Origin of the sequence: Pseudactinotalea sp. Z1739 (assembly GCF_049725055.1) — a bacterium.
GTDB lineage: Bacteria > Actinomycetota > Actinomycetes > Actinomycetales > Beutenbergiaceae > CALKWS01.
Genome location: NZ_JBMPQA010000005.1, coordinates 272,411 through 289,920, shown reverse-complemented (window position 1 = coordinate 289,920; position 17,510 = coordinate 272,411). Strand labels below are relative to the sequence as shown.

General features: G+C 71.1%; 16 protein-coding genes. 13 read left to right on the top strand and 3 right to left on the bottom strand.

The features are described 5' to 3' along the window. Positions 1-14 precede the first annotated feature (14 nt). From ACO0LV_RS09085 to ACO0LV_RS09060, 6 genes are all read left to right on the top strand, one after another. On the top strand, positions 15-1,325 hold the full coding sequence (locus ACO0LV_RS09085) for a sensor histidine kinase (RefSeq protein WP_424787567.1): 1,311 nt from the start codon (positions 15-17) through the stop codon (positions 1,323-1,325). After that, positions 1,322-2,017 (top strand): response regulator, encoded by a 696-nt coding sequence (locus ACO0LV_RS09080; protein WP_424787566.1) that lies wholly within the window; start codon positions 1,322-1,324, stop codon positions 2,015-2,017. Before ACO0LV_RS09085 ends, ACO0LV_RS09080 begins: the two co-directional genes overlap by 4 nt. A 41-nt stretch (positions 2,018-2,058) precedes the next feature. Next, positions 2,059-2,649, top strand: a complete 591-nt coding sequence (locus tag ACO0LV_RS09075; protein WP_424787565.1) for a protein-L-isoaspartate O-methyltransferase family protein — start codon at positions 2,059-2,061, stop codon at positions 2,647-2,649. Between the two features lie 108 nt (positions 2,650-2,757). Further along, on the top strand, positions 2,758-3,510 hold the full coding sequence (locus ACO0LV_RS09070; protein WP_424787564.1) for an ABC transporter ATP-binding protein: 753 nt from the start codon (positions 2,758-2,760) through the stop codon (positions 3,508-3,510). After that, positions 3,510-6,080, top strand: a complete 2,571-nt coding sequence (locus tag ACO0LV_RS09065) for an FtsX-like permease family protein (protein WP_424787563.1) — start codon at positions 3,510-3,512, stop codon at positions 6,078-6,080. Before ACO0LV_RS09070 ends, ACO0LV_RS09065 begins: the two co-directional genes overlap by 1 nt. Before the next feature lie 94 nt (positions 6,081-6,174). Beyond that, positions 6,175-9,579 (top strand): FtsK/SpoIIIE domain-containing protein, encoded by a 3,405-nt coding sequence (locus ACO0LV_RS09060; RefSeq protein ID WP_424787562.1) that lies wholly within the window; start codon positions 6,175-6,177, stop codon positions 9,577-9,579. Here ACO0LV_RS09060 and ACO0LV_RS09055 read toward each other — a convergent pair. Next, entirely contained in the window at positions 9,576-9,989 is a 414-nt protein-coding gene (locus tag ACO0LV_RS09055; protein ID WP_424787561.1) for a hypothetical protein, read from the bottom strand. The two genes, ACO0LV_RS09060 and ACO0LV_RS09055, sit on opposite strands and share 4 nt — an antisense overlap. Before the next feature lie 267 nt (positions 9,990-10,256). Here ACO0LV_RS09055 and ACO0LV_RS09050 point away from each other — a divergent pair, with 267 nt between their 5' ends. Further along, entirely contained in the window at positions 10,257-10,505 is a 249-nt protein-coding gene (locus ACO0LV_RS09050; RefSeq protein WP_424787560.1) for a WhiB family transcriptional regulator, read from the top strand. 130 nt (positions 10,506-10,635) lie between these two features. Here the strand turns inward: ACO0LV_RS09050 and ACO0LV_RS09045 are convergent, their stop codons facing one another. Then, positions 10,636-12,093: a sensor histidine kinase gene (locus ACO0LV_RS09045; RefSeq protein WP_424787600.1), complete on the bottom strand. Its 1,458-nt coding sequence runs from the start codon at positions 12,091-12,093 to the stop codon at positions 10,636-10,638. A gap of 84 nt (positions 12,094-12,177) precedes the next feature. Between ACO0LV_RS09045 and ACO0LV_RS09040 the strand changes: the two genes are divergently transcribed. Beyond that, complete coding sequence (locus tag ACO0LV_RS09040; RefSeq protein ID WP_424787559.1) at positions 12,178-12,675, top strand: DUF2505 domain-containing protein; 498 nt, start codon at positions 12,178-12,180, stop codon at positions 12,673-12,675. 3 nt (positions 12,676-12,678) lie between these two features. Further along, positions 12,679-13,437, top strand: a complete 759-nt coding sequence (locus tag ACO0LV_RS09035) for an NUDIX hydrolase (RefSeq protein WP_424787558.1) — start codon at positions 12,679-12,681, stop codon at positions 13,435-13,437. 70 nt (positions 13,438-13,507) lie between these two features. Here the strand turns inward: ACO0LV_RS09035 and ACO0LV_RS09030 are convergent, their stop codons facing one another. Then, positions 13,508-14,332 (bottom strand): hypothetical protein, encoded by an 825-nt coding sequence (locus tag ACO0LV_RS09030; RefSeq protein ID WP_424787557.1) that lies wholly within the window; start codon positions 14,330-14,332, stop codon positions 13,508-13,510. A gap of 43 nt (positions 14,333-14,375) precedes the next feature. Here ACO0LV_RS09030 and ACO0LV_RS09025 point away from each other — a divergent pair, with 43 nt between their 5' ends. The 4 genes from ACO0LV_RS09025 to ACO0LV_RS09010 are packed head-to-tail and all read left to right on the top strand — an operon-like array spanning position 14,376 to position 17,495. Beyond that, positions 14,376-15,524 carry a hypothetical protein gene (locus tag ACO0LV_RS09025; RefSeq protein ID WP_424787556.1) on the top strand — a complete coding sequence of 383 codons (1,149 nt, stop codon included), beginning with the start codon at positions 14,376-14,378 and terminating at the stop codon, positions 15,522-15,524. Then, on the top strand, positions 15,521-15,943 hold the full coding sequence (locus ACO0LV_RS09020) for an OsmC family protein (RefSeq protein WP_424787555.1): 423 nt from the start codon (positions 15,521-15,523) through the stop codon (positions 15,941-15,943). Before ACO0LV_RS09025 ends, ACO0LV_RS09020 begins: the two co-directional genes overlap by 4 nt. Before the next feature lie 5 nt (positions 15,944-15,948). Then, positions 15,949-16,692, top strand: coding sequence for a hypothetical protein (locus tag ACO0LV_RS09015; protein WP_424787554.1), 744 nt, complete (start codon positions 15,949-15,951; stop codon positions 16,690-16,692). 5 nt (positions 16,693-16,697) lie between these two features. Then, a complete protein-coding gene (locus ACO0LV_RS09010) occupies positions 16,698-17,495 on the top strand; it encodes a thymidylate synthase (RefSeq protein WP_424787553.1) in 798 nt (265 codons plus the stop codon). Positions 17,496-17,510 lie beyond the last annotated feature (15 nt).

The window sequence follows — 17,510 nt, the reverse complement described above, 5'->3', positions numbered from 1 at the left end:
CCTATCGTGGCGCCATGACGCATGCGGACCACCAGCGCCAGGGCCTGCCACACCCCGGCGCCGCGGCGTTGATCCGCCCCACCAGGCCGCGGTCGAGCGACGTCATCCTGGCCATCGGCGCGTTCCTTCTGCTCGGCCCGCTGACGTACGGTCTGGCCGGGGGCGTGGGCCCCACCACCGTCGCAGCGGGGCTCGGGGCGGTCGTCGCCTCGGTGGCGATGCCGGGCGCGCTGGCCTGGCGCCGCTCCCACCCGGCGATATCGGCCATCGTGGTTTACAGCGGCGCGCTGCTGCACTTCGCCACCGGGACCCCGCTGCTCCCGGCCGATGTGCTCATCTTCGCCGCGCTGTACTCCGTCACCGTCTACGGTCCGCGGTGGGCGCGCCTGGCCGGGCTCGGCGGCGCGCTGCTGGGCTGCCTGCTGCTGGCAGTGGCGAGCATGACCTTCTACGGATCAATGAGCCTGGCCGAACTGGACACGGAGAGCATCCTCACCGGCGGCATATCCTTCGCGCTGCCCGCCGCACTCGTGCTGGCCGTCTGGGCCCTGGCCCTGGTACGCAAAGCCCGGGTGCAACAACTGGAGTCCTTCGCCGAACGTGCCCTGCGGCTGGAGATCGAACGCGACCAGCAGGCCCAGATCGCCACCGCGGCCGAGCGGGCCCGGATCGCCCGGGAGATGCACGACGTGGTCGCCCACTCCTTGGCCGTGGTGATCTCGCAGGCCGATGGCGGCCGGTACGCCGCAGCCGGCGACCCCGGGGCCGCCGAGGCCGCCCTGAGCACCATCGCCGAATCCGGCCGCACCGCGCTGGCGGACCTGCGCCGCATCCTGGGCGTCCTGCGCGAGGGCGGCGCCGGACCCGAGTTCGTGCCCCAACCGGGCACCGATGACCTGGACACACTGCTCACCCCGGTGCGCCAGGCCGGCTTACAGGTGTCATTGGAACGCTCCGGCACCCCGCGCCCCGTTCCGGCCAGCACCGGGCTGAGCGTGTACCGGATCGTGCAGGAGTCCCTGACCAACGTGCTCAAGCACGCCGGGCCCGGCGCCCAGGTCCGGGTGCACCTGGGCTGGCACCCCACCCACCTGGAGGTGTGGGTCATCGACGACGGCTACGGCGCGGCGGCCCCGCCCGGCGGAGGCCACGGCCTGTCCGGGATGCGCGAACGTGCCACGATGGCAGGTGGCGACCTCACAGCCGGGCCCGGGCCCACCGGCGGTTGGCAGGTGCATGCCCGCCTCCCGGTACCCCCGGCACCCGCCTCCGGGCAACCGCCCGGCGCCCGACCCGCAGCACAGACTGAACAGGAGCGCAGATGAGCGAGAGCGCGCAGACCATCCGGGTCGGGCTGGTCGACGATCAGCATCTGGTCCGTGCGGGCCTGGCGATGGTGATCAATTCCCAGCCGGACATGGAGGTGGCTGTCGAAGCCGGTGACGGCGCGCAGGCGCTCCGACTGCTGGGCTCCCACCCCGTGGATGTGGTGATGATGGACGTCCGGATGCCGGCGATGGACGGCATCGCCGCCACCGCCGAACTCACCGGTGGGGGCACCGCCGACGGCGACGGCAGCGGGCCCAAGGTCATCATCCTGACCACCTTCGATCTCGATGAGTACGTGCTGCGCGCGATCAAGGCCGGTGCCAGTGGGTTCCTGCTCAAGGACACCCCACCGGAGCAGATGCTCTCGGCCGTGCGCACGGTGCACTCCGGAGACGCGGTGATCGCTCCCTCGGCCACCCGCCGACTACTCGGGCAGTTGGCGACGATGGCCCCGGCGGAGGAGCGGACGTCGGCGCAGGTACTCGACGTGCTGACCAGCCGGGAGCGGGAGGTGCTGGAACTGATCGCACGCGGTCACACCAACACCGAGATCGCCGCCCGGCTCTATGTCGCCGAAGCCACCGTGAAGACCCATGTGGGGCGGGTGCTGGCCAAACTCGGCGCACGCGACCGGGTCCAGGCCGTGGTGATCGCCTACGAGACCGGGTTGACCCGCGCCGGCAACTGAGCCGGCAAGCGCCCGGCCACCTAGCGCAGTACGGTCGCAGCATGGCCACTTTCAGCGATCGCCCGCACCGGCCCACCGACCCGGTGGAGGCCGCGATGAGGACGATCGAGCGGGCCGACTTCCTGCCCGAGGCACTGCGCGATCAGGCCCATCAGGACCACCCGCTGCCACTGGCCGACGGTTCCACCAATTCCCAGCCGAGCACCGTACGGCGGATGCTGCAGGCCCTGGACGTCCGGCCCGGTCACCGGGTGCTGGATATCGGTTCCGGGTCGGGCTGGACCAGCGCCCTGCTGGGCCAGCTGACCGGGCCCGGGGGCGAGGTCCTGGGCCTGGACCTCACCGATTTCCTGGTCGATTTCGCCCGCACGGCACTGAGTGGGTACGACCTTCCCTGGGTGCGCGTCGACTTGGCCACACCCGACGTGCTGGGCACGCCCGGACGGACCTGGGACCGGATCCTGGTCTCGGCCGACGGCGGCCAGATCCCGAGGGAACTGGTACACCAACTCGACGACGGCGGTCGCATGGTCATTCCCGCGGCCGGCCGGATGGCTGTGGTCACCCGGGCCGGTCAGGAGGTCCACACCGAGCATCTGCCCGGGCAGTGGTCCTTCGTCAGGTTGCGCTGACCTCCCCCGTGGGGCCGGTGACCCGCCCCGGCGTCATCCCAGGGGATGAGAGGCGAACCCGACCCCGGCCCGATGTGACCGAGGCGGCGCAGATCTAACGTCTCCAACATGAGAACCGATGAGACCACCGCGGTACGCGCGGCCGACCTGACCAAGATCTATGGTCGCGGGGAGGTGTCCGTGCGCGCCCTGGACGCCGTGAACATCTCCTTCGCCGCCGGCAGATTCTCCGCCATCATGGGCCCCTCCGGATCCGGTAAGTCCACCTTGATGCACCTGCTGGCCGGGTTGGACTCGGCCACCTCCGGTCAGGCGTTCCTCGGCGACACCGACCTGACGGCCCTGTCCGATGCGGCACTGACCAAGGTACGCAGGGACCGGATCGGGTTCGTCTTCCAGAGCTTCAACCTGCTTCCGATGTTCACCGCAGCACAGAACATCGCCCTGCCGAGCCAACTCGCCGGGCGCACGGTGGACCCGGACTGGCTGGACCTGCTGACAGCATCCTTCGGCCTGGACGAGCGGGTGCATCACAAGCCCCACGAACTCTCCGGCGGACAGCAGCAACGGGTCGCGATCGCCCGGGCCCTGTCCACCCGGCCCGAGGTGATCTTCGCCGACGAACCCACCGGCAACCTGGACTCCCGCTCCGGCACCGAGGTGCTGGCGTTCCTGCGCCGCAGTGTGCGCGAACTCAACCAGACGGTGGTGATGGTCACCCACGACCCCACCGCCGCCGCCTACGCCGACGAGGTGGTGCTGCTGGCCGATGGGCGCATCGCGGGCGCCATCACCGACCCCACCGCGGATTCGGTGATCGCCGGGCTGGAGTCGCTGCGTCCCACCGTGGGGGCCCGCTGATGTGGCGCGTCGCGCTGCACCAGATGCGCTCCTCCGCCGGGCGGCTGGGCGCAGCCGCGCTGGCGATCGTGCTCGGTTCGGCATTCGTGGCGACCACCCTGCTGGCCGGGGCCACGGTCGAGGCCACCACGCACAACACCATGGCAGCCGGCTACGCCGAGGCGGACCTGGTGATCGGCTCGGACGGGATGAGCCTGGACCAGGTGCACGAACTGGGTCAGGTGGACGGGGTCACCGCGGTGAACCCGGTCTCCCGAGCCTTCATCGACCTGCACGCCGGTGAGCGTAGCGAGTGGGCGATGATGGGTCCGGTCCCCTCCGATGCCCGGCTGTCCGTGCCCACCCTGACCGACGGTGCGCTCCCCGAGGTCGAGGGCCAGGTGGCCGTGGTGGCCGACCTCGCCCAACGGCTGGGTGCCGGGATCGGCGACGAGATCACCCTGACCTGGGAGGATCCGGCAGATCTCGACGACGGCGCGGAGCCCACCGAACACGAACGCACGGTGCAGGTCGTGGGACTCCTCGAGGCACCGTCGTCCTTCTTCGCGATGGCCCAGCAGGTCCTGACCGATGCGGTCACATTCGAGGCGTGGGACCGCACGGGTGGCGCAGCGGACCGGCTGCACTTCACCGAGGCGGTCGTGCTGATGTCAGGCGACGCCGACCTGGCCCAGGTGCGCACCGGTCTCGAGGAGAGCCTCCCGGGCCTCACGGTGCAGACCGTCACCGAGCGGGCCGAGGACATGGCCGCGGAGTTCACCGGGGATGGCATGCTGACCGCCCTGGGCCTCGCATTCGCCGCGGTGGCTCTGGCCGTGGCTGCGCTGGTGATCGCCAACACCTTCACCGTGCTGATCGCCCAGCGCACCCGCACCCTGGCCCTGCTGCGTTGTGTCGGTGCCTCCAGGGCGCAGATCCGCCGCTCCGTGCTCCTCGAGGCCGCGGTCCTGGGCCTGCTCGCCGCAGCGGTGGGACTGGGGTTGGCCGTGGCGGTGGTCGCCGGCGGGCTGAACCTGCTCGCGGGGGCGAACGACGAGGTGCCCCTGGACACCACGGTGCACCTGAGCCCGGGCATCGTGGCGGCCACCTTGCTCACCGGCCTGATCGTCACCGTGGGAGCCTGCGCGATCCCGGCCCGGCTGGCCACCCGGGTGGCACCACTGGCGGCCCTGCAGCCGGTGGAGGGAAAGCCCGAGCGCCGCGCCGGACGAGCACGCATCGCTCTGGCGATCGGTTCCCTGGTGACCGGCGCGGCGCTGCTCGCCGGTGCCGTGGTCCTGTCGGCCGGCGCCGGTGAGGGTTCCGACGCGGTGTTCCTGGCCCTGGGGATCGGCGTGCTCGGTGGGCTGTTGTCGCTGCTGGGGTTACTGACCGGAGCGATGTTCATCGTGCCCGCACTCATCCGTCTCATCGGCCGCCTCCTCAGCCGATCCGTTCCGGCACGGATTGCTACCGCCAACGCGGTGCGCAACCCGCGGCGCACCGGCGCCACCGCATCGGCCCTGATGATCGGGGTGGCCCTGGTGGCCATGATGTCCACCGGCGCGCTGACCGCACAGGAGTCCCTGTCGCGGAACCTGGACGAGCGCTTCGGCGTCGACCTGACCATGTCGGTCGGTCACAACGGCGCGGAACCTTCTCGGGGGCAGGTGCAGGTCCTCGCCGATCATCCCGGCATCTCCGAGACAGTCCTGCTCCAACAGGCCGTGGTCGAACTCCGCTCGGCGCGTACCGGCACCGACACCACCGAGTTCGTCGGCGCTGTGGCCGAGGGCAGCCTCGAGCAGGTGGTGCGCGATGCCGACCTCGCCGGGGGCATCCCCGAGCGGACCGTCGTGCTGCCGCGCAGTTACCACGACTGGTACGGACTGGAGGACGGGGACGAGGTCACCCTCACCGCCCAGGACGCCACCGAGGTCTCCTTGCGTGTCCACCTGTCCGGTATCCCGGGCACCGCCCTGGTCCCACCCGAGGTCCTGGCCGAACTCGACGCGTCGGCACAGATCACGACCGCCTGGGCCCGCTTTGCCGACGGGGCCGATGAAATGGATGTGGTCCGCGAGGTGCAGACGGCCCTGACGGACCTGCAGGCCGCCTCACCCGGCGACCCCACCGCGTGGCTGGGCGGCAGCGGCGTGGAACGAGCCGGGTACCAAGAGGTGATCAGCACGTTGCTGACCATCGTCGTCGCCCTGCTCGGGGTGTCGGTGGTGATCGCCCTGGTCGGGGTGGCCAACACACTGTCGTTGTCCGTGCTGGAACGACGGCGGGAGTCAGCCACCCTACGGGCCCTGGGACTGTCCCGGGGTCGGCTGCGCGGCATGCTCGCGGCCGAGGCGGTACTGATCTCCCTCGCCGGCGCCGTGATCGGGATCGTCGCCGGTGTGGCGTACGGCTGGGCCGGCTCCACGGTGATGCTCGCCGGACTCGGCGACGTCACGCTGATGGTGCCCTGGCGCGACCTGGCCCTGGTCCTGGCCGGTGCGTTGGTCGCTGGCCTGGCGGCCTCGGTGCTGCCGGCCCGGTCAGCGGTGCGCGACGCCCCCGTGGTGGCGCTGGCCGGTCCCTAGCCTCGGGACGGGGTTGTGGATCACCGATCCCGGTGTCCACAACGCCCCGGCCGGCCCCGTGCACCGGCCGGGGCACCCCCGCAGGCTGAGGGACATGGCTGAGGACGACGCAACCCGGGTCCGCGGGGCGATGCGCACCCACGTGCACCTCGCCGTGATCGCCGGGCCCGATTCCGGCTGGGTCGCCGGCCTGGACAGTCGCGGAGTCATCGTGGGCCGCGGCACGGATGCGGGGCTGCGACTGGGTGATGCGCACCTGTCCCGCAACCACCTGCACGTGCGGCACCGCAGCGGGCGGATCCAGGTCCGGGACCTGGACAGCGCCAACGGCTCACGGTGGCGCCCGGCACGAGGGCGCCGGCGGGCACAGTCGGCCCCCGGCGGTGCCGGCACGGGCTTGCGATGGCGGCGGCGCAGCCGGCGCGTCACCGGCCGCTGGCGCCGGGTGCGGACCGGGGACCTGCTGCACGTGGGCACCAGCACCCTGCAGATCCGTCCGCACCCCTCGTTGCGCGCAGCCGAACCCGGCCGCGCACCGGCCGGCTCCGTGGAGCCGGCCATGCCGGGGATGGTGCTGCCCCTGCTGATGAGCGTCGGGATGGTGCCGGTGCTGTTGGCCGGTGGTGCCGGCCTCTGGCGGCTGCTGCCGTTGATCCTGATCCCGATGGGGCTCGCCCTTGCCTGGCCGGCCCTGAACCGGCGGCGCCGGCACCGGCACCAGCAGGAACCGGGCCCACCCCCTCGTTCCGGCCCGGCCGGCCCGCAGGGCTCAACCGGGCCGGACGAGTTGACCGGGGGTTCACGTACTGATGACCCGGCCGCGCTGATCGTGGCCGCCCAGCGCGGGAGCGTCGTCCCCACCCCGGCGCAGGGCCCGGCCGAGGAGGCGGGATGGGACCTCGGCACCGCGGACGCGGGTCTGCCGGCGGTGCCCGCCCACGGGGGCCGGTCAGGAACCCACCGGGCTGGTTGCCTGCCGGTCCCGGCCGATGGCGCCGGCGTGGCCCTGGTGGGCGGCCGAGCGGAGTGCGAGTCCCTGGCCCGCTACCTGCTCTGCCAACTCGTGGTGCGCTCCCCACCCGGCCGCTGGCGGACCGAGGTGCCCGCTGGGTGGGCCTGGGCCACGGCGCTACCGGACAGCGGTGATGATCCTGCCCGCGTGCTCCGGGTGCTGGAGGCCGAGGACGCCGCAGGCGGAGCCGACGCCGCGGCGGCGCACCTGGTGCTGGCCCGGCACCTGGGGCAGGTGCCGCCGTGGTGCGCCCGGATCATCCAGGTGCGGCCCGGTCACGACCGCCGGGTCTCCTCCCGGTGGGCGGCTGCCGTGTGCTCGGTGCTGGCCGCCGGCGCACCCCCGGTGGCGGCCGTTCCCCGGGTGGCACCGCTGGCCGGACTGATCGGCCCGCACACCGCCACCGACATCGGGCAGCGGTGGCGCAGCGCCGACACCGGTCTGGCCGCCGTCATCGGCCACGACGGCAACGGCCCGGTGCCCCTCGACCTGGTCCGTGAGGGTCCGCATGCGGTGGTGGCCGGCACCACCGGGTCGGGCAAGTCCGAACTGCTGCTCTCCTGGGTGCTGGCGCTGGCAGCGCGGTACCCACCAGGAGACCTGGCGTTCCTGCTGGTGGACTACAAGGGCGGCGCCACGTTCGCCCCGATCACCCCGTTGCCACAGGTGCTGGGGGTCCTCACCGACCTGGACGGGCCGGCCACCTCGCGGGCGCTGGCCAGTCTGCGCGCCGAACTGCTCCGGCGCGAACAGATCCTGGCCCGGGCGGGCGCGACGAACCTGGCCGAGTACCAGCGCGGCCGTCCCGCCGGCGAGGGCGGCGGCGGGCGGCTGCCACGGCTGATGGTGATCGTCGATGAGTTCCGCGCGATGTCCGATGACCATCCCGAGCATCTGGACGACCTGGTCCGCCTGGCTGCTCAGGGGCGGTCCCTGGGGATCCATCTGGTCCTGGCCACCCAGCGCCCTGCCGGAGCGATCAGCCCCGACATGCGCGCGAACCTGACCGCCCGGCTGTGCCTGCGTGTCCTGGAGGAGGCCGACTCCACCGACACCATCGGCATGACGGCCGCGGCCCGGCTGCCGGCGGTACCGGGACGAGCGATCCTGCGCACCGAGACCACCACCACCTTCCAGTCCGCATGGGGTGGGGATACCGCTGCGGTGCGGAGTCTGGTGGAGGCCATCCGGTCCGCTGCCGAGGACCTGATCAGGACCGAGCCGTGGCGGGCGGGTCTCCCACCGCCCTGGGCACCGCCACTGCCGGAGTCCCTCACGGTCACCGAGTTGCCGGCGGACCCGGCGCAGGGCTGGCTGCGCACCGATCTGCCCGAGGAGCAGCGTCTGGGCGTGGGCACCCTGGACCTGCCTGCCAGCATCGTGATCAGCGGGCCACCCGGTTCGGGCCGGTCCACCGCCGCGGCGACGCTGGCCGGCCTCGCGCTGCGCCGGGGCGTGCCCGTTCATGTGCTCGCCGAGGACCCCCTCCTCCCCGATACCGCGCCGGCGGCCGGAACATGGTGCGACGGTGCCGATGTGCGCCGGGCCGGGCGACTGCTGAACCTGCTGGCCGGCCGCCGCGGCGCCGAGATGCTGGTGATCGACGACGTCGACACCTGGGCCGGCGCGCTCGATGCGGTCGCCGGTGCCGGCGCGGGCACCGACCTGATCGCCACGCTACTGCGCCGGGCACGCCGCAGGGGTCTGTCGACGGTGCTCACCGCCCCGGCACCGGCGCACCGCTGGGCCGCCCAGGTGGACCGGCACCTGGTGCTGGCTCCCCGCGATCCGGCCGACGCAGCGCTGGCCGGGGTGCCCAAGCAACTCACCGGCAGCGGCTGGCCACCGGGGCGTGGGGTACTCCTGACCCCCCGTACCGCGGTGGTGTGCCAGGTGGCGCTCCCGGAGGATGCCGGCGCCGGGGCGTGGCCTTCACCGGACGTGCCGGTCCTGCGCCTGCGCCCGCTGCCGGATGAGGTGACGCTGACCGATCGTCCTGCCACCCCGGAGCAGCCAGAGCGGCTCTGGCTGGGGATCGGCGGTGACGATGCCGCCTGGGTGGGTGCCGACCTGCCGCCCGGGGCCACCTGGCTGATCGCCGGTATGCCCGGTAGCGGCCGCAGCACCACGCTGACCACGATCGGCGCGCAGGTAACTCCGCGCACCGACGTGCTGCTGATCGACGACGTCGACCGGCTCACGCCCGCCCAGGTCGCCCAGACCCTCACGCACCTGGCCGACCGGACCCGCGTCGTCATCGGAGCAGCCCACCCGGACCGGCTCCTGAGCACCTACCACGACCTGGCGGCCCGCCTGCGTGAAGCCGACGTCGTGGTGGCGCTCGGACCGGTCAGCACACATCTGACCGGCGTGGACATCCGGAGCGGGCTGGACCCCGACCCGGTGCCGGGGCGCGGCGTGCTGGTGGATGGTCCACGGGTGGTTCCGGTGCAGGTGGCCCGCCCCGAGGGGTTCGAGGCGGGTTAGAGCACCGCATCGGGACGGCCCCCGCGATCGGTCGCCGCGCGGGAGGACGGCACCAGCACCCCGGCAATGATCACCAGCGACATCACGATCGGTATCACGGTGGCCCACCACTCCTGGCCCCCCAGACCACTGACACCCACCGCCAGCAGCAGCAACTGCCAGGTGACCACGGGCCCGCGGCCCCACCGCTTGCCCTGCCACAACCCCCAGCCGGCGGCTCCGACCAGCAGGGCCAGCCCCAACAGCACCACCGCGAGTGTGACGATCGTGACCTGCTCAAGGCTGGCGGCACCGAGCACCCCGCCCAGGCCGCCGACCGCCAGCACGATCAGGCCGAGCACCTGCAGCCCGACCAGAACCAGGGACACCGTCAGCAGAACCGGACGCGTAGACGGTGACTTCTCGGGCATGGCCCCACCCTAATGCGGGCCTACCCGGGCCGGGCCTGCGCCCGGATTCGGCGCCTTCTCATTCCGTGGAATGTGAGGGATGTCTCATGACGGTGCGGTGGAAAGCTACGGGCTACCCCTTGTGAAACATCACGTGTCGTGTGAACCTAAAGAAGGACTTTCTACCGAGCCGATCAACGCGTCCCGCACACCCGCTCAGCGGTCGTCGAGCACAGCCTCAGGCTGTCACCGCGTTGATCGTCATGCCTACCAAGGAGTGCATCACAGATGGATTGGCGTAATCAGGCTGCCTGTCTGAACGAGGACCCCGAACTCTTCTTCCCGATCGGGAACACCGGGCCCGCTCTCGTTCAGATCGAGGAAGCCAAAGGCGTCTGCCGGCGCTGCGACGTTATCGACACCTGCTTGAAGTGGGCGATGGAATCCGGCCAGGACGCTGGTGTCTGGGGCGGGATGTCCGAGGACGAGCGCCGGGCGCTGAAGCGTCGCACCGCTCGTGCACGGCGCGCGGGTTGAGCCGACTCCACACCTGACAGAACGAGCCGGCCGGATCTCGACAGGGATCCGGCCGGCTTTTTCTTACGTCTCTGCCAACCGGCTTTTCCAACCATGGTTGTTTTTCTTCACCGGCACGCGGGTTTCGCGGTCAGCCGGCATCGCGGACGTCGGCCAAGGTGGCCCTCAACGTCACCGAGGTGCCCCCGCCCTCGAGGGGTTCCCACTCGATCGAGCCGTCGAGTTCGGTGGCCACCAGGGTCCGCACGATCTGCGTTCCAAGCCCGTCGGCTGCCTGCTCGGCGTCCATGCCCACGCCGTCGTCGCTGACCCGCACCCGCAACTGGTTGCCCGCACGCCTGGCGTCGATCCGAACCGTCCCGTGCTGGCCCGCCAGCCCGTGCTCGACGGCGTTGGTGACCAGTTCGGTCAGCACCACCGCCAGCGCGCTGGCGTCGGTGGCCGGCACCCGGCCGAACTCCCCGGTGCGTTCGGTGACCACCCGGGCCTCACCGGAGGCCACATCGGCGGCCATCCGCAACGTGCGTCCGAACACCGCGTCGAAGTCGACCGCCTCATCGATGGTCTGTGACAGCGCCTCATGCACCGTCGCGATCGTCGCGACGCGGCGCATGGCCTCCTCCAGCGCGGTGCGCGCCTCGCTCGAACCGGTGCGGCGTGCCTGGAGTCGCAGCAGAGCCGCCACTGTCTGGAGATTGTTCTTCACCCGGTGGTGAATCTCGCGGATGGTGGCGTCCTTGGTCAGCAGTTCGCGTTCCTGGCGACGCAATTCCGAGACGTCCCGGATCAGCAGGACCGCCCCGGTCCGTTCCCCGTGTTCGGTGATCGGCAACGCGCGAAGGGACAGCGACACCCCGCGCGCCTCGACCTCGGTGCGCCAGGCGGCCCGGCCCATCACCACCAGCGGCAGCGACTCATCCACCGGGGAGGAGTCCTCGATCAGCGGGGTGATGACCTCCGCCATCGACACGCCCACGATCTCATCGGTCACGCCGAGCCGGTGCAGCGCGCTGACCGCGTTCGGGCTCGCGTACAGCGTCTCGCCCTCGGCATTCAGGCGGACCAGGCCATCACCCACCCGTGGAGCGCCCCGGCGCGGACCGGTAGCGGCGTGGGCGAGCGGGAACTCGCCACGGGCGATCATGGCGCACAACTCATCGGCGGACTCGACGTAGTTCAACTCCAGCCGCGACGGGGTGCGGTTGCCACCCAGGTAGGTCTGCCGGGCGACGACGGCCAGAGTGCGCCCACCGCGCACCACCGGGATCGCCTCCTCCCGGATCGCGAACGAACCCTCCCAGCGCGCTTCGCGCAACCGGGACTGCGTCTTGGACTGTGCGGCGGCCAGAAGCATGGTGCGCAGGCCGGGCGGGGCCGACTGGCCCACCACGTCGTCGTGATGGACCGTAGCCCCGGTGGACGGGCGGGCGTGGGCGATCGCGACCACGTCGTCGTCCTTGGTGGGAAGCCAGAGCACCAGATCGGCGAAGCCCAGATCGGAGATCACCTGCCAGTCGGCGACCAACAGGTGCAGCCACTCGACGTCCTGCGCTCCGAGGTCGCTCATGCGGGCGATCAATGCACTCATCGTGGACACCGGACCACCCTACTTCCAGCATCGGCACCGACCGTGCACACCTGGTGACCGGACGGGCGCGGGTATCGTGGCCCTATGCGCTTCGAGGTCACGCACGACTACCCCGCCGATCCGGCCCGTGTGGCCCGGATGCTCGGTGACGAGGAGTACCTGCGTGACAGCGCCCGCGCCTCCGGTTCGGTGTCCGCGCGGCACGAGGTGGCCCACAGTGAGGACGGCGCCTTCATCGTCTCGGCTACGCGCCGGATGCCCACCGACACCATCCCGCACTCCATGCGCTCACTGGTCGGCTCGACGATCGAATTGAAGATGGTGCAGGCCTGGGGCCCGGCAGATGCCGAGGCCGGGCGCACCGCCACCGTGAGCATGGACATCACCGGTGCGCCGGCGCGGTGCACGGCCCGCACGAGGCTGTCCGGGGACGCCGAGACGACCCGGGTCCGGTACGAGGGCGAGGTCAGCGCGCCGATCCCCCTGGTGGGTCCGGCGGTGGAGAAGGCGGTGGTGCAGGCCGTACAGCGCGTGCTGGAGGCCGAGTACAAGGTGGGACTGGAGCGCCTTGGCAGGTCGTGACCTGTGAGCCCACATCCGGCACGGGACGGTCTGGCGCACCTGCACCGCCAGAACCTGGCACGCCGGTTTCCGCCCTGGCCGGGCCCGCACCGGTTCGATCCCGAGAGTGCCCGCGGGTTCCGACGGGCCGCGGTGCTGGTACTGCTGGCACCGGCGCAGGAGTCCGACGAGGCACCGGGGGCTGAGGAGTCGGCGCCCGCGGCCGATCTGTTCCTGGTCCAGCGCTCCACCGCACTGCGTGACCACCCCGGGCAGATCTCCCTGCCGGGTGGGCGGATCGAGCCCGGGGAGGATGTCGTCACCGCCGCCCTGCGGGAGACCCACGAGGAGATCGGTCTGCATCCGGACCGGGCAGAGGTGATCGGTGAGTTGCCGCCGGCGCTGGTACCGGTCAGTTCGTTCGTGGTGCATCCGGTGCTGGCCTGGACCGAGGCGTCCGGGTTCGAGCGGGCCCAACCCGGTGAGGTCCTGCATGCGCTGCGCGTCCCGGTAGCCGGTCTGCTGGACCCGCAGCGGCGCCATTTGGTCCAGGTAGCCGGGTTGACCAGATTCACCTCGGTGGGGTTCCGGCTCCCGGTGGGATGGGTGTGGGGGTTCACCGGGAATCTGCTCGACCACCTCTTCACCCAGTTGGGCTGGACCCGGCCGTGGGATCCGGGCAACCGGTACCTGATGCCGGTAGCGGAGGCGCGTGGACGCGGCGCCGAGCCGATCCCGCGGGACGGCAGCGACGACCTCTCCGGCGCTCGGGAACAGGCCTGAACATCGGGGACGGGCAGGGCCGGCGTCCGGGACGCGAACCCGCGGCCCCGGCGACCGGACTCTCCCGGCCTCAGAGCCGGGTCACCAGGTGCGCGGCGATCAATCCCGCCGCGCCGGGGATCTTCGTGGCCGAGGGGAAGGCGTTCACGTCGATCACCACGGGTCCGTCTGCGGTGATCATCAGGTCCACCCCGCACAGTTCCACACCGACCGCCCCGGCTGCGGCACGGGCAAGGTCGGCGTGGTCGGCCGCAGGGGTGTAGACCTCACCGCCGGACTGCCGGCCGCCGGGCCGGCGGGCGGCCCGTACCTGCGCGCCGAAGACGTACATCTTGGCCTCCCAGCCCTCCAGGTGCTCCTGCAGGAGGTAGGGGCCCGGAAACGGGGGCTCGGCCGGAGCGGTGCCGGGCAGGAGCACCCCCGCCCCACGGCCGGCTCGGGCATCGGCGGCTTTGATCACGGCGCCGCCGGCGCGCGCGTCCTGGTAGTCAGGCTCCAGGCTCGTGCGGGGCACGGCCAGCCCGCCCCGGGCCAGCACGTCGAGGAGCACGGCGCGACGATGGGTCAGCGCCGTGGCTACGGGATCGTTACAGCACCGCCGGGCCCAGGGCGTCAGCAGGTCCAGCACCTCGGGGGCCAGGCCACGCTGGGCGATCAACCGCGCCCCCGTCAGGTCCTGCCGCACCAGCCGCATCTTGCCGTCCACCCGCCACGCACCGTCGCCGGGCCCTGCTTCCCCGCCGGAGCCCGTCGCACCGGCGCTCCCCGCACCGGCGCTCGCCGCCTCGGGCACGAGCGTGCGCACGTCGATCCCGCGCCCGCGAAGGTCCTGGATCGCAGCCGCGATCGTCGGGGACCGCTGGGCCGGCTTGCCGAGCACGAAAACGCATGTCACGACCCCAGTCTGGCGTAACGGCACGGTGAGTACGCTTGCCGCCATGACGCTGAAGCAGGAGCGTGCCGCGTGTGAGCGCACGTTCCGTCGTTACGGGCTGCCGTTGCTGGTGCACGATCACTCGGCTCGCCGTGACGTGTTCGGCCGCTCCGCCCCGGTGCTGGTCGCGGTGCTGCTGTTCGAGATGTCGGTCGCAGCACGGCTCGATTGGCCATGGTGGCTCAACACCACCGCGATCCTGCTGGTGCTGCTCGGCCTCTTCCTGGGCTATGCCGGGCTGAACGTGGCCCGGGGGCGCCCCTGGTCGACGCTGCCGCAGAGCGTGGGCAAGGCCGAGTTGGCGTTCTTCGTGCTGGCTCCGGCGCTGCTGGTTCTCCTCTCCGGTGGGCAATGGCGAGCGGGATTGATGATCGCCGGGTCCAATCTGCTCCTGCTCGGCCTGATCAGACTGGTGGTGCGGTACGGGCTGGCCGCAACCCTGTGGTGGGGCGCCAGCCGGGTGGGCAACGAACTCGGATCCTCGCTGCTGCGCCTGGTGCGCTTCCTGCCGTTGCTGCTGATCTTCTCGATGGCCCTGTTCTACTCCTCGGAGGTCTGGCAGCTCTTCCACCACAGCCCCGGGGCCTCGGATGTGGCGCTCGTGGTCTTCTTCGCCGTGCTGATCCTGCTCATCCTTCGGATCCGGCTGCGCGCCGAGACCGCACAGATCCTGCGCCAGGCGAAGCGGAACACCCCGCAGGCCGATCGGTTGCCCAGACTGTCCCGGGCCCAGTTGGTGAACGTGGCGGTGATGGTCGCCTCGAACCAGTTGCTCCAGGTAGTGGTGATCAGCCTGGGCGTCGGGCTGTTCTTCTTCGCCCTCGGCGTGCTGACCGTCACCCCGACGCTGCAGGAGTTGTGGCGGATCGAGGACGGCGGCTGGCAGTACCAGATCGCCTTCGGCGACGAGCGGCTCGTGATCACCCAGACGCACCTGCGGGTCTCGGTGGCGATGGCGATGTTCACCGGACTGTACTACGCGGTCTCGGTACTGACCGATTCGATCTACCGGGAGGACTTCATCTCCGACATCGCCACCAAGATGACGGATGTGAACACCCACCGGGTGCGATACCTGCAGATCCTGGCCGAGTTGGGCGAGCCGGTTCCAGGTGGGCCAAGTCCCACGGATCGTGTCACCATCGGCACATGAACACTTCGCAGAGCGCGCTATGGGCCGAGCGCACCGGCACCAACACCTACACCGGGCGCAGTTCCACCGGAGCCGAGGTGAAGATCGGTCCGCGGGGAGCCGACGGCACCTTCACCCCCTCGGACCTGTTCGCGATGGGGTTGGCCGCGTGCAACCTGATGAGCGCCGACCGGGCCCTGGCCCGCGCCCTCGGTGACGATTTCGACGCCTACGTCGGCGTGCAGACCACGGCCGTGGCGGGCCAGAACCGGTACAGCCGCGGTGAGGTGGAGATCGTGGTGAACATGGAGGCCCTGGATGAGGACGAGCGCGCCACATTGATCGACCTGGTGCACAAGGCCGTCGACCGCGGCTGCACGGTGGGGCGCACCCTGGACAAGGGGATGCCCCAGACGCTCCGGGTCACCTCCGAGGGGTGAGATCGATGCCGAGCCGGCTGGATGATCTCCTCAACACCGCGGTCACGATCCCCTCAGCGCGGGTGCGCTCCTACGTCGATGACATCCGTACGAAGAACCCCCAGGCGTCTCCGGAGCAGATCCTGGCCATCCTGCACAGGCGATACCTGCTGGCGGTCGGCGGGTCCGGCGGCGCGGTCGGTGCGGTGGCTGCGGTGCCCGCGCTGGGTACCGGTGCGGCCCTGTTGATCACCTCCGGGCAGGTGGCGGCGTTCCTGGGCGCCTCGGGCGTGCTCGCGCTGGGCGTGGCCGATGTGCACGGGATCGATGTCGAGGACGTGCCGCGCCGCAAAGCCGTGCTGCTGACCGCCCTGCTCGGCCCGAAGGGTCCGGAACTGCTCCAGGAGCAGATCGGAGTCACCAGTGTGACCTGGGGCAGGGCACTGATGACGCGGGTTCCGCTGGGCACGGTCAAGGCCGTGAACCGCACGCTCCGCAAACGGGTGATCGCCACCAGCACGGCCAAGGCCGGTTCGATCATGCTCGGCCGGTTGCTGCCCTTCGGTGTCGGCGCGGTGGTGGGGTACACCGGCGGTCGGGTGATGGGCAAGTCGATGATCCGTGGAATCGACTCCGCGTTCGGACCGCCACCCATGGAGTTCACTCGCGAGATCGGCGCTACCCCCAAACTGATCACCCAACCAGCGCCGCGCGCGCTCGGCACCGCCAGGGCACCTGGGCCGGGAGCGGACGAGCCCGGCCTACGATGAGCCTCATGGCGGACAGACAGTACGAGGACCTGCTGGATCTGGTGTTGCGAGAAGGTACGGTCAAGTCCGACCGCACCGGCACCGGGACGTTGTCCCGGTTCGGGCACCAGTTGCGCTACGACCTCGCGCAGGCGTTCCCGCTGATCACCACGAAGCGAGTGCACCTGAAGTCGATCGTGCACGAGTTGCTGTGGTTCCTGCGGGGGGACTCCAACATCGCCTACCTGCGCGAGAACGGGGTGCGGATCTGGGACGAGTGGGCCGACGACGACGGCGAACTCGGCCCCGTCTACGGCGTCCAGTGGCGTTCGTGGCCCACGCCCGACGGCGGTCATATCGATCAGATCACCGGCGTTCTGGAACAACTCCGCTCCGACCCGGACTCGCGCCGGATCATCGTCTCGGCCTGGAACGTCGCCGAGTTGGATGCCATGGCGCTGGCGCCGTGCCACGCGTTCTTCCAGTTCTATGTGGCCGACGGGAAGTTGTCGTGCCAGTTGTACCAGCGCAGCGCCGACCTGTTCCTGGGCGTGCCGTTCAACATCGCCTCCTACGCCCTGCTCACCCAGATGGTGGCCCAACAGGTGGGTCTGGAGCCGGGCGAGTTCATCTGGACCGGTGGCGACTGCCACATCTATGCCAACCACACCGAGCAGGTGCGCGAACAGTTGACGCGCGAGCCGTTCGAGTTCCCGCAGTTGGAACTGCGCAAGGCCGATGACCTCTTCTCCTACCGCTTCGAGGACGTCGAGGTGACCGGCTACCAGCATCACCCCGGCATCAAGGCGCCGATCGCGGTCTGAGTCGACCCGCGGGGA

Excerpts from the sequence above, each read along its gene's own strand:
- ACO0LV_RS09010 (WP_424787553.1), top strand. The coding sequence starts at position 16,698 with ATGGCGGACAGACAGTACGAGGACCTGCTGGATCTGGTGTTGCGAGAA.
- ACO0LV_RS09080 (WP_424787566.1), top strand. The coding sequence starts at position 1,322 with ATGAGCGAGAGCGCGCAGACCATCCGGGTCGGGCTGGTCGACGATCAG.
- ACO0LV_RS09060 (WP_424787562.1), top strand. The coding sequence starts at position 6,175 with ATGGCTGAGGACGACGCAACCCGGGTCCGCGGGGCGATGCGCACCCAC.
- ACO0LV_RS09045 (WP_424787600.1), bottom strand. The coding sequence starts at position 12,093 with ATGAGTGCATTGATCGCCCGCATGAGCGACCTCGGAGCGCAGGACGTC.
- ACO0LV_RS09020 (WP_424787555.1), top strand. The coding sequence starts at position 15,521 with ATGAACACTTCGCAGAGCGCGCTATGGGCCGAGCGCACCGGCACCAAC.
- ACO0LV_RS09085 (WP_424787567.1), top strand. The coding sequence starts at position 15 with ATGACGCATGCGGACCACCAGCGCCAGGGCCTGCCACACCCCGGCGCC.
- ACO0LV_RS09070 (WP_424787564.1), top strand. The coding sequence starts at position 2,758 with ATGAGAACCGATGAGACCACCGCGGTACGCGCGGCCGACCTGACCAAG.
- ACO0LV_RS09065 (WP_424787563.1), top strand. The coding sequence starts at position 3,510 with ATGTGGCGCGTCGCGCTGCACCAGATGCGCTCCTCCGCCGGGCGGCTG.
- ACO0LV_RS09050 (WP_424787560.1), top strand. The coding sequence starts at position 10,257 with ATGGATTGGCGTAATCAGGCTGCCTGTCTGAACGAGGACCCCGAACTC.
- ACO0LV_RS09040 (WP_424787559.1), top strand. The coding sequence starts at position 12,178 with ATGCGCTTCGAGGTCACGCACGACTACCCCGCCGATCCGGCCCGTGTG.
- ACO0LV_RS09025 (WP_424787556.1), top strand. The coding sequence starts at position 14,376 with ATGACGCTGAAGCAGGAGCGTGCCGCGTGTGAGCGCACGTTCCGTCGT.
- ACO0LV_RS09055 (WP_424787561.1), bottom strand. The coding sequence starts at position 9,989 with ATGCCCGAGAAGTCACCGTCTACGCGTCCGGTTCTGCTGACGGTGTCC.
- ACO0LV_RS09015 (WP_424787554.1), top strand. The coding sequence starts at position 15,949 with ATGCCGAGCCGGCTGGATGATCTCCTCAACACCGCGGTCACGATCCCC.
- ACO0LV_RS09075 (WP_424787565.1), top strand. The coding sequence starts at position 2,059 with ATGGCCACTTTCAGCGATCGCCCGCACCGGCCCACCGACCCGGTGGAG.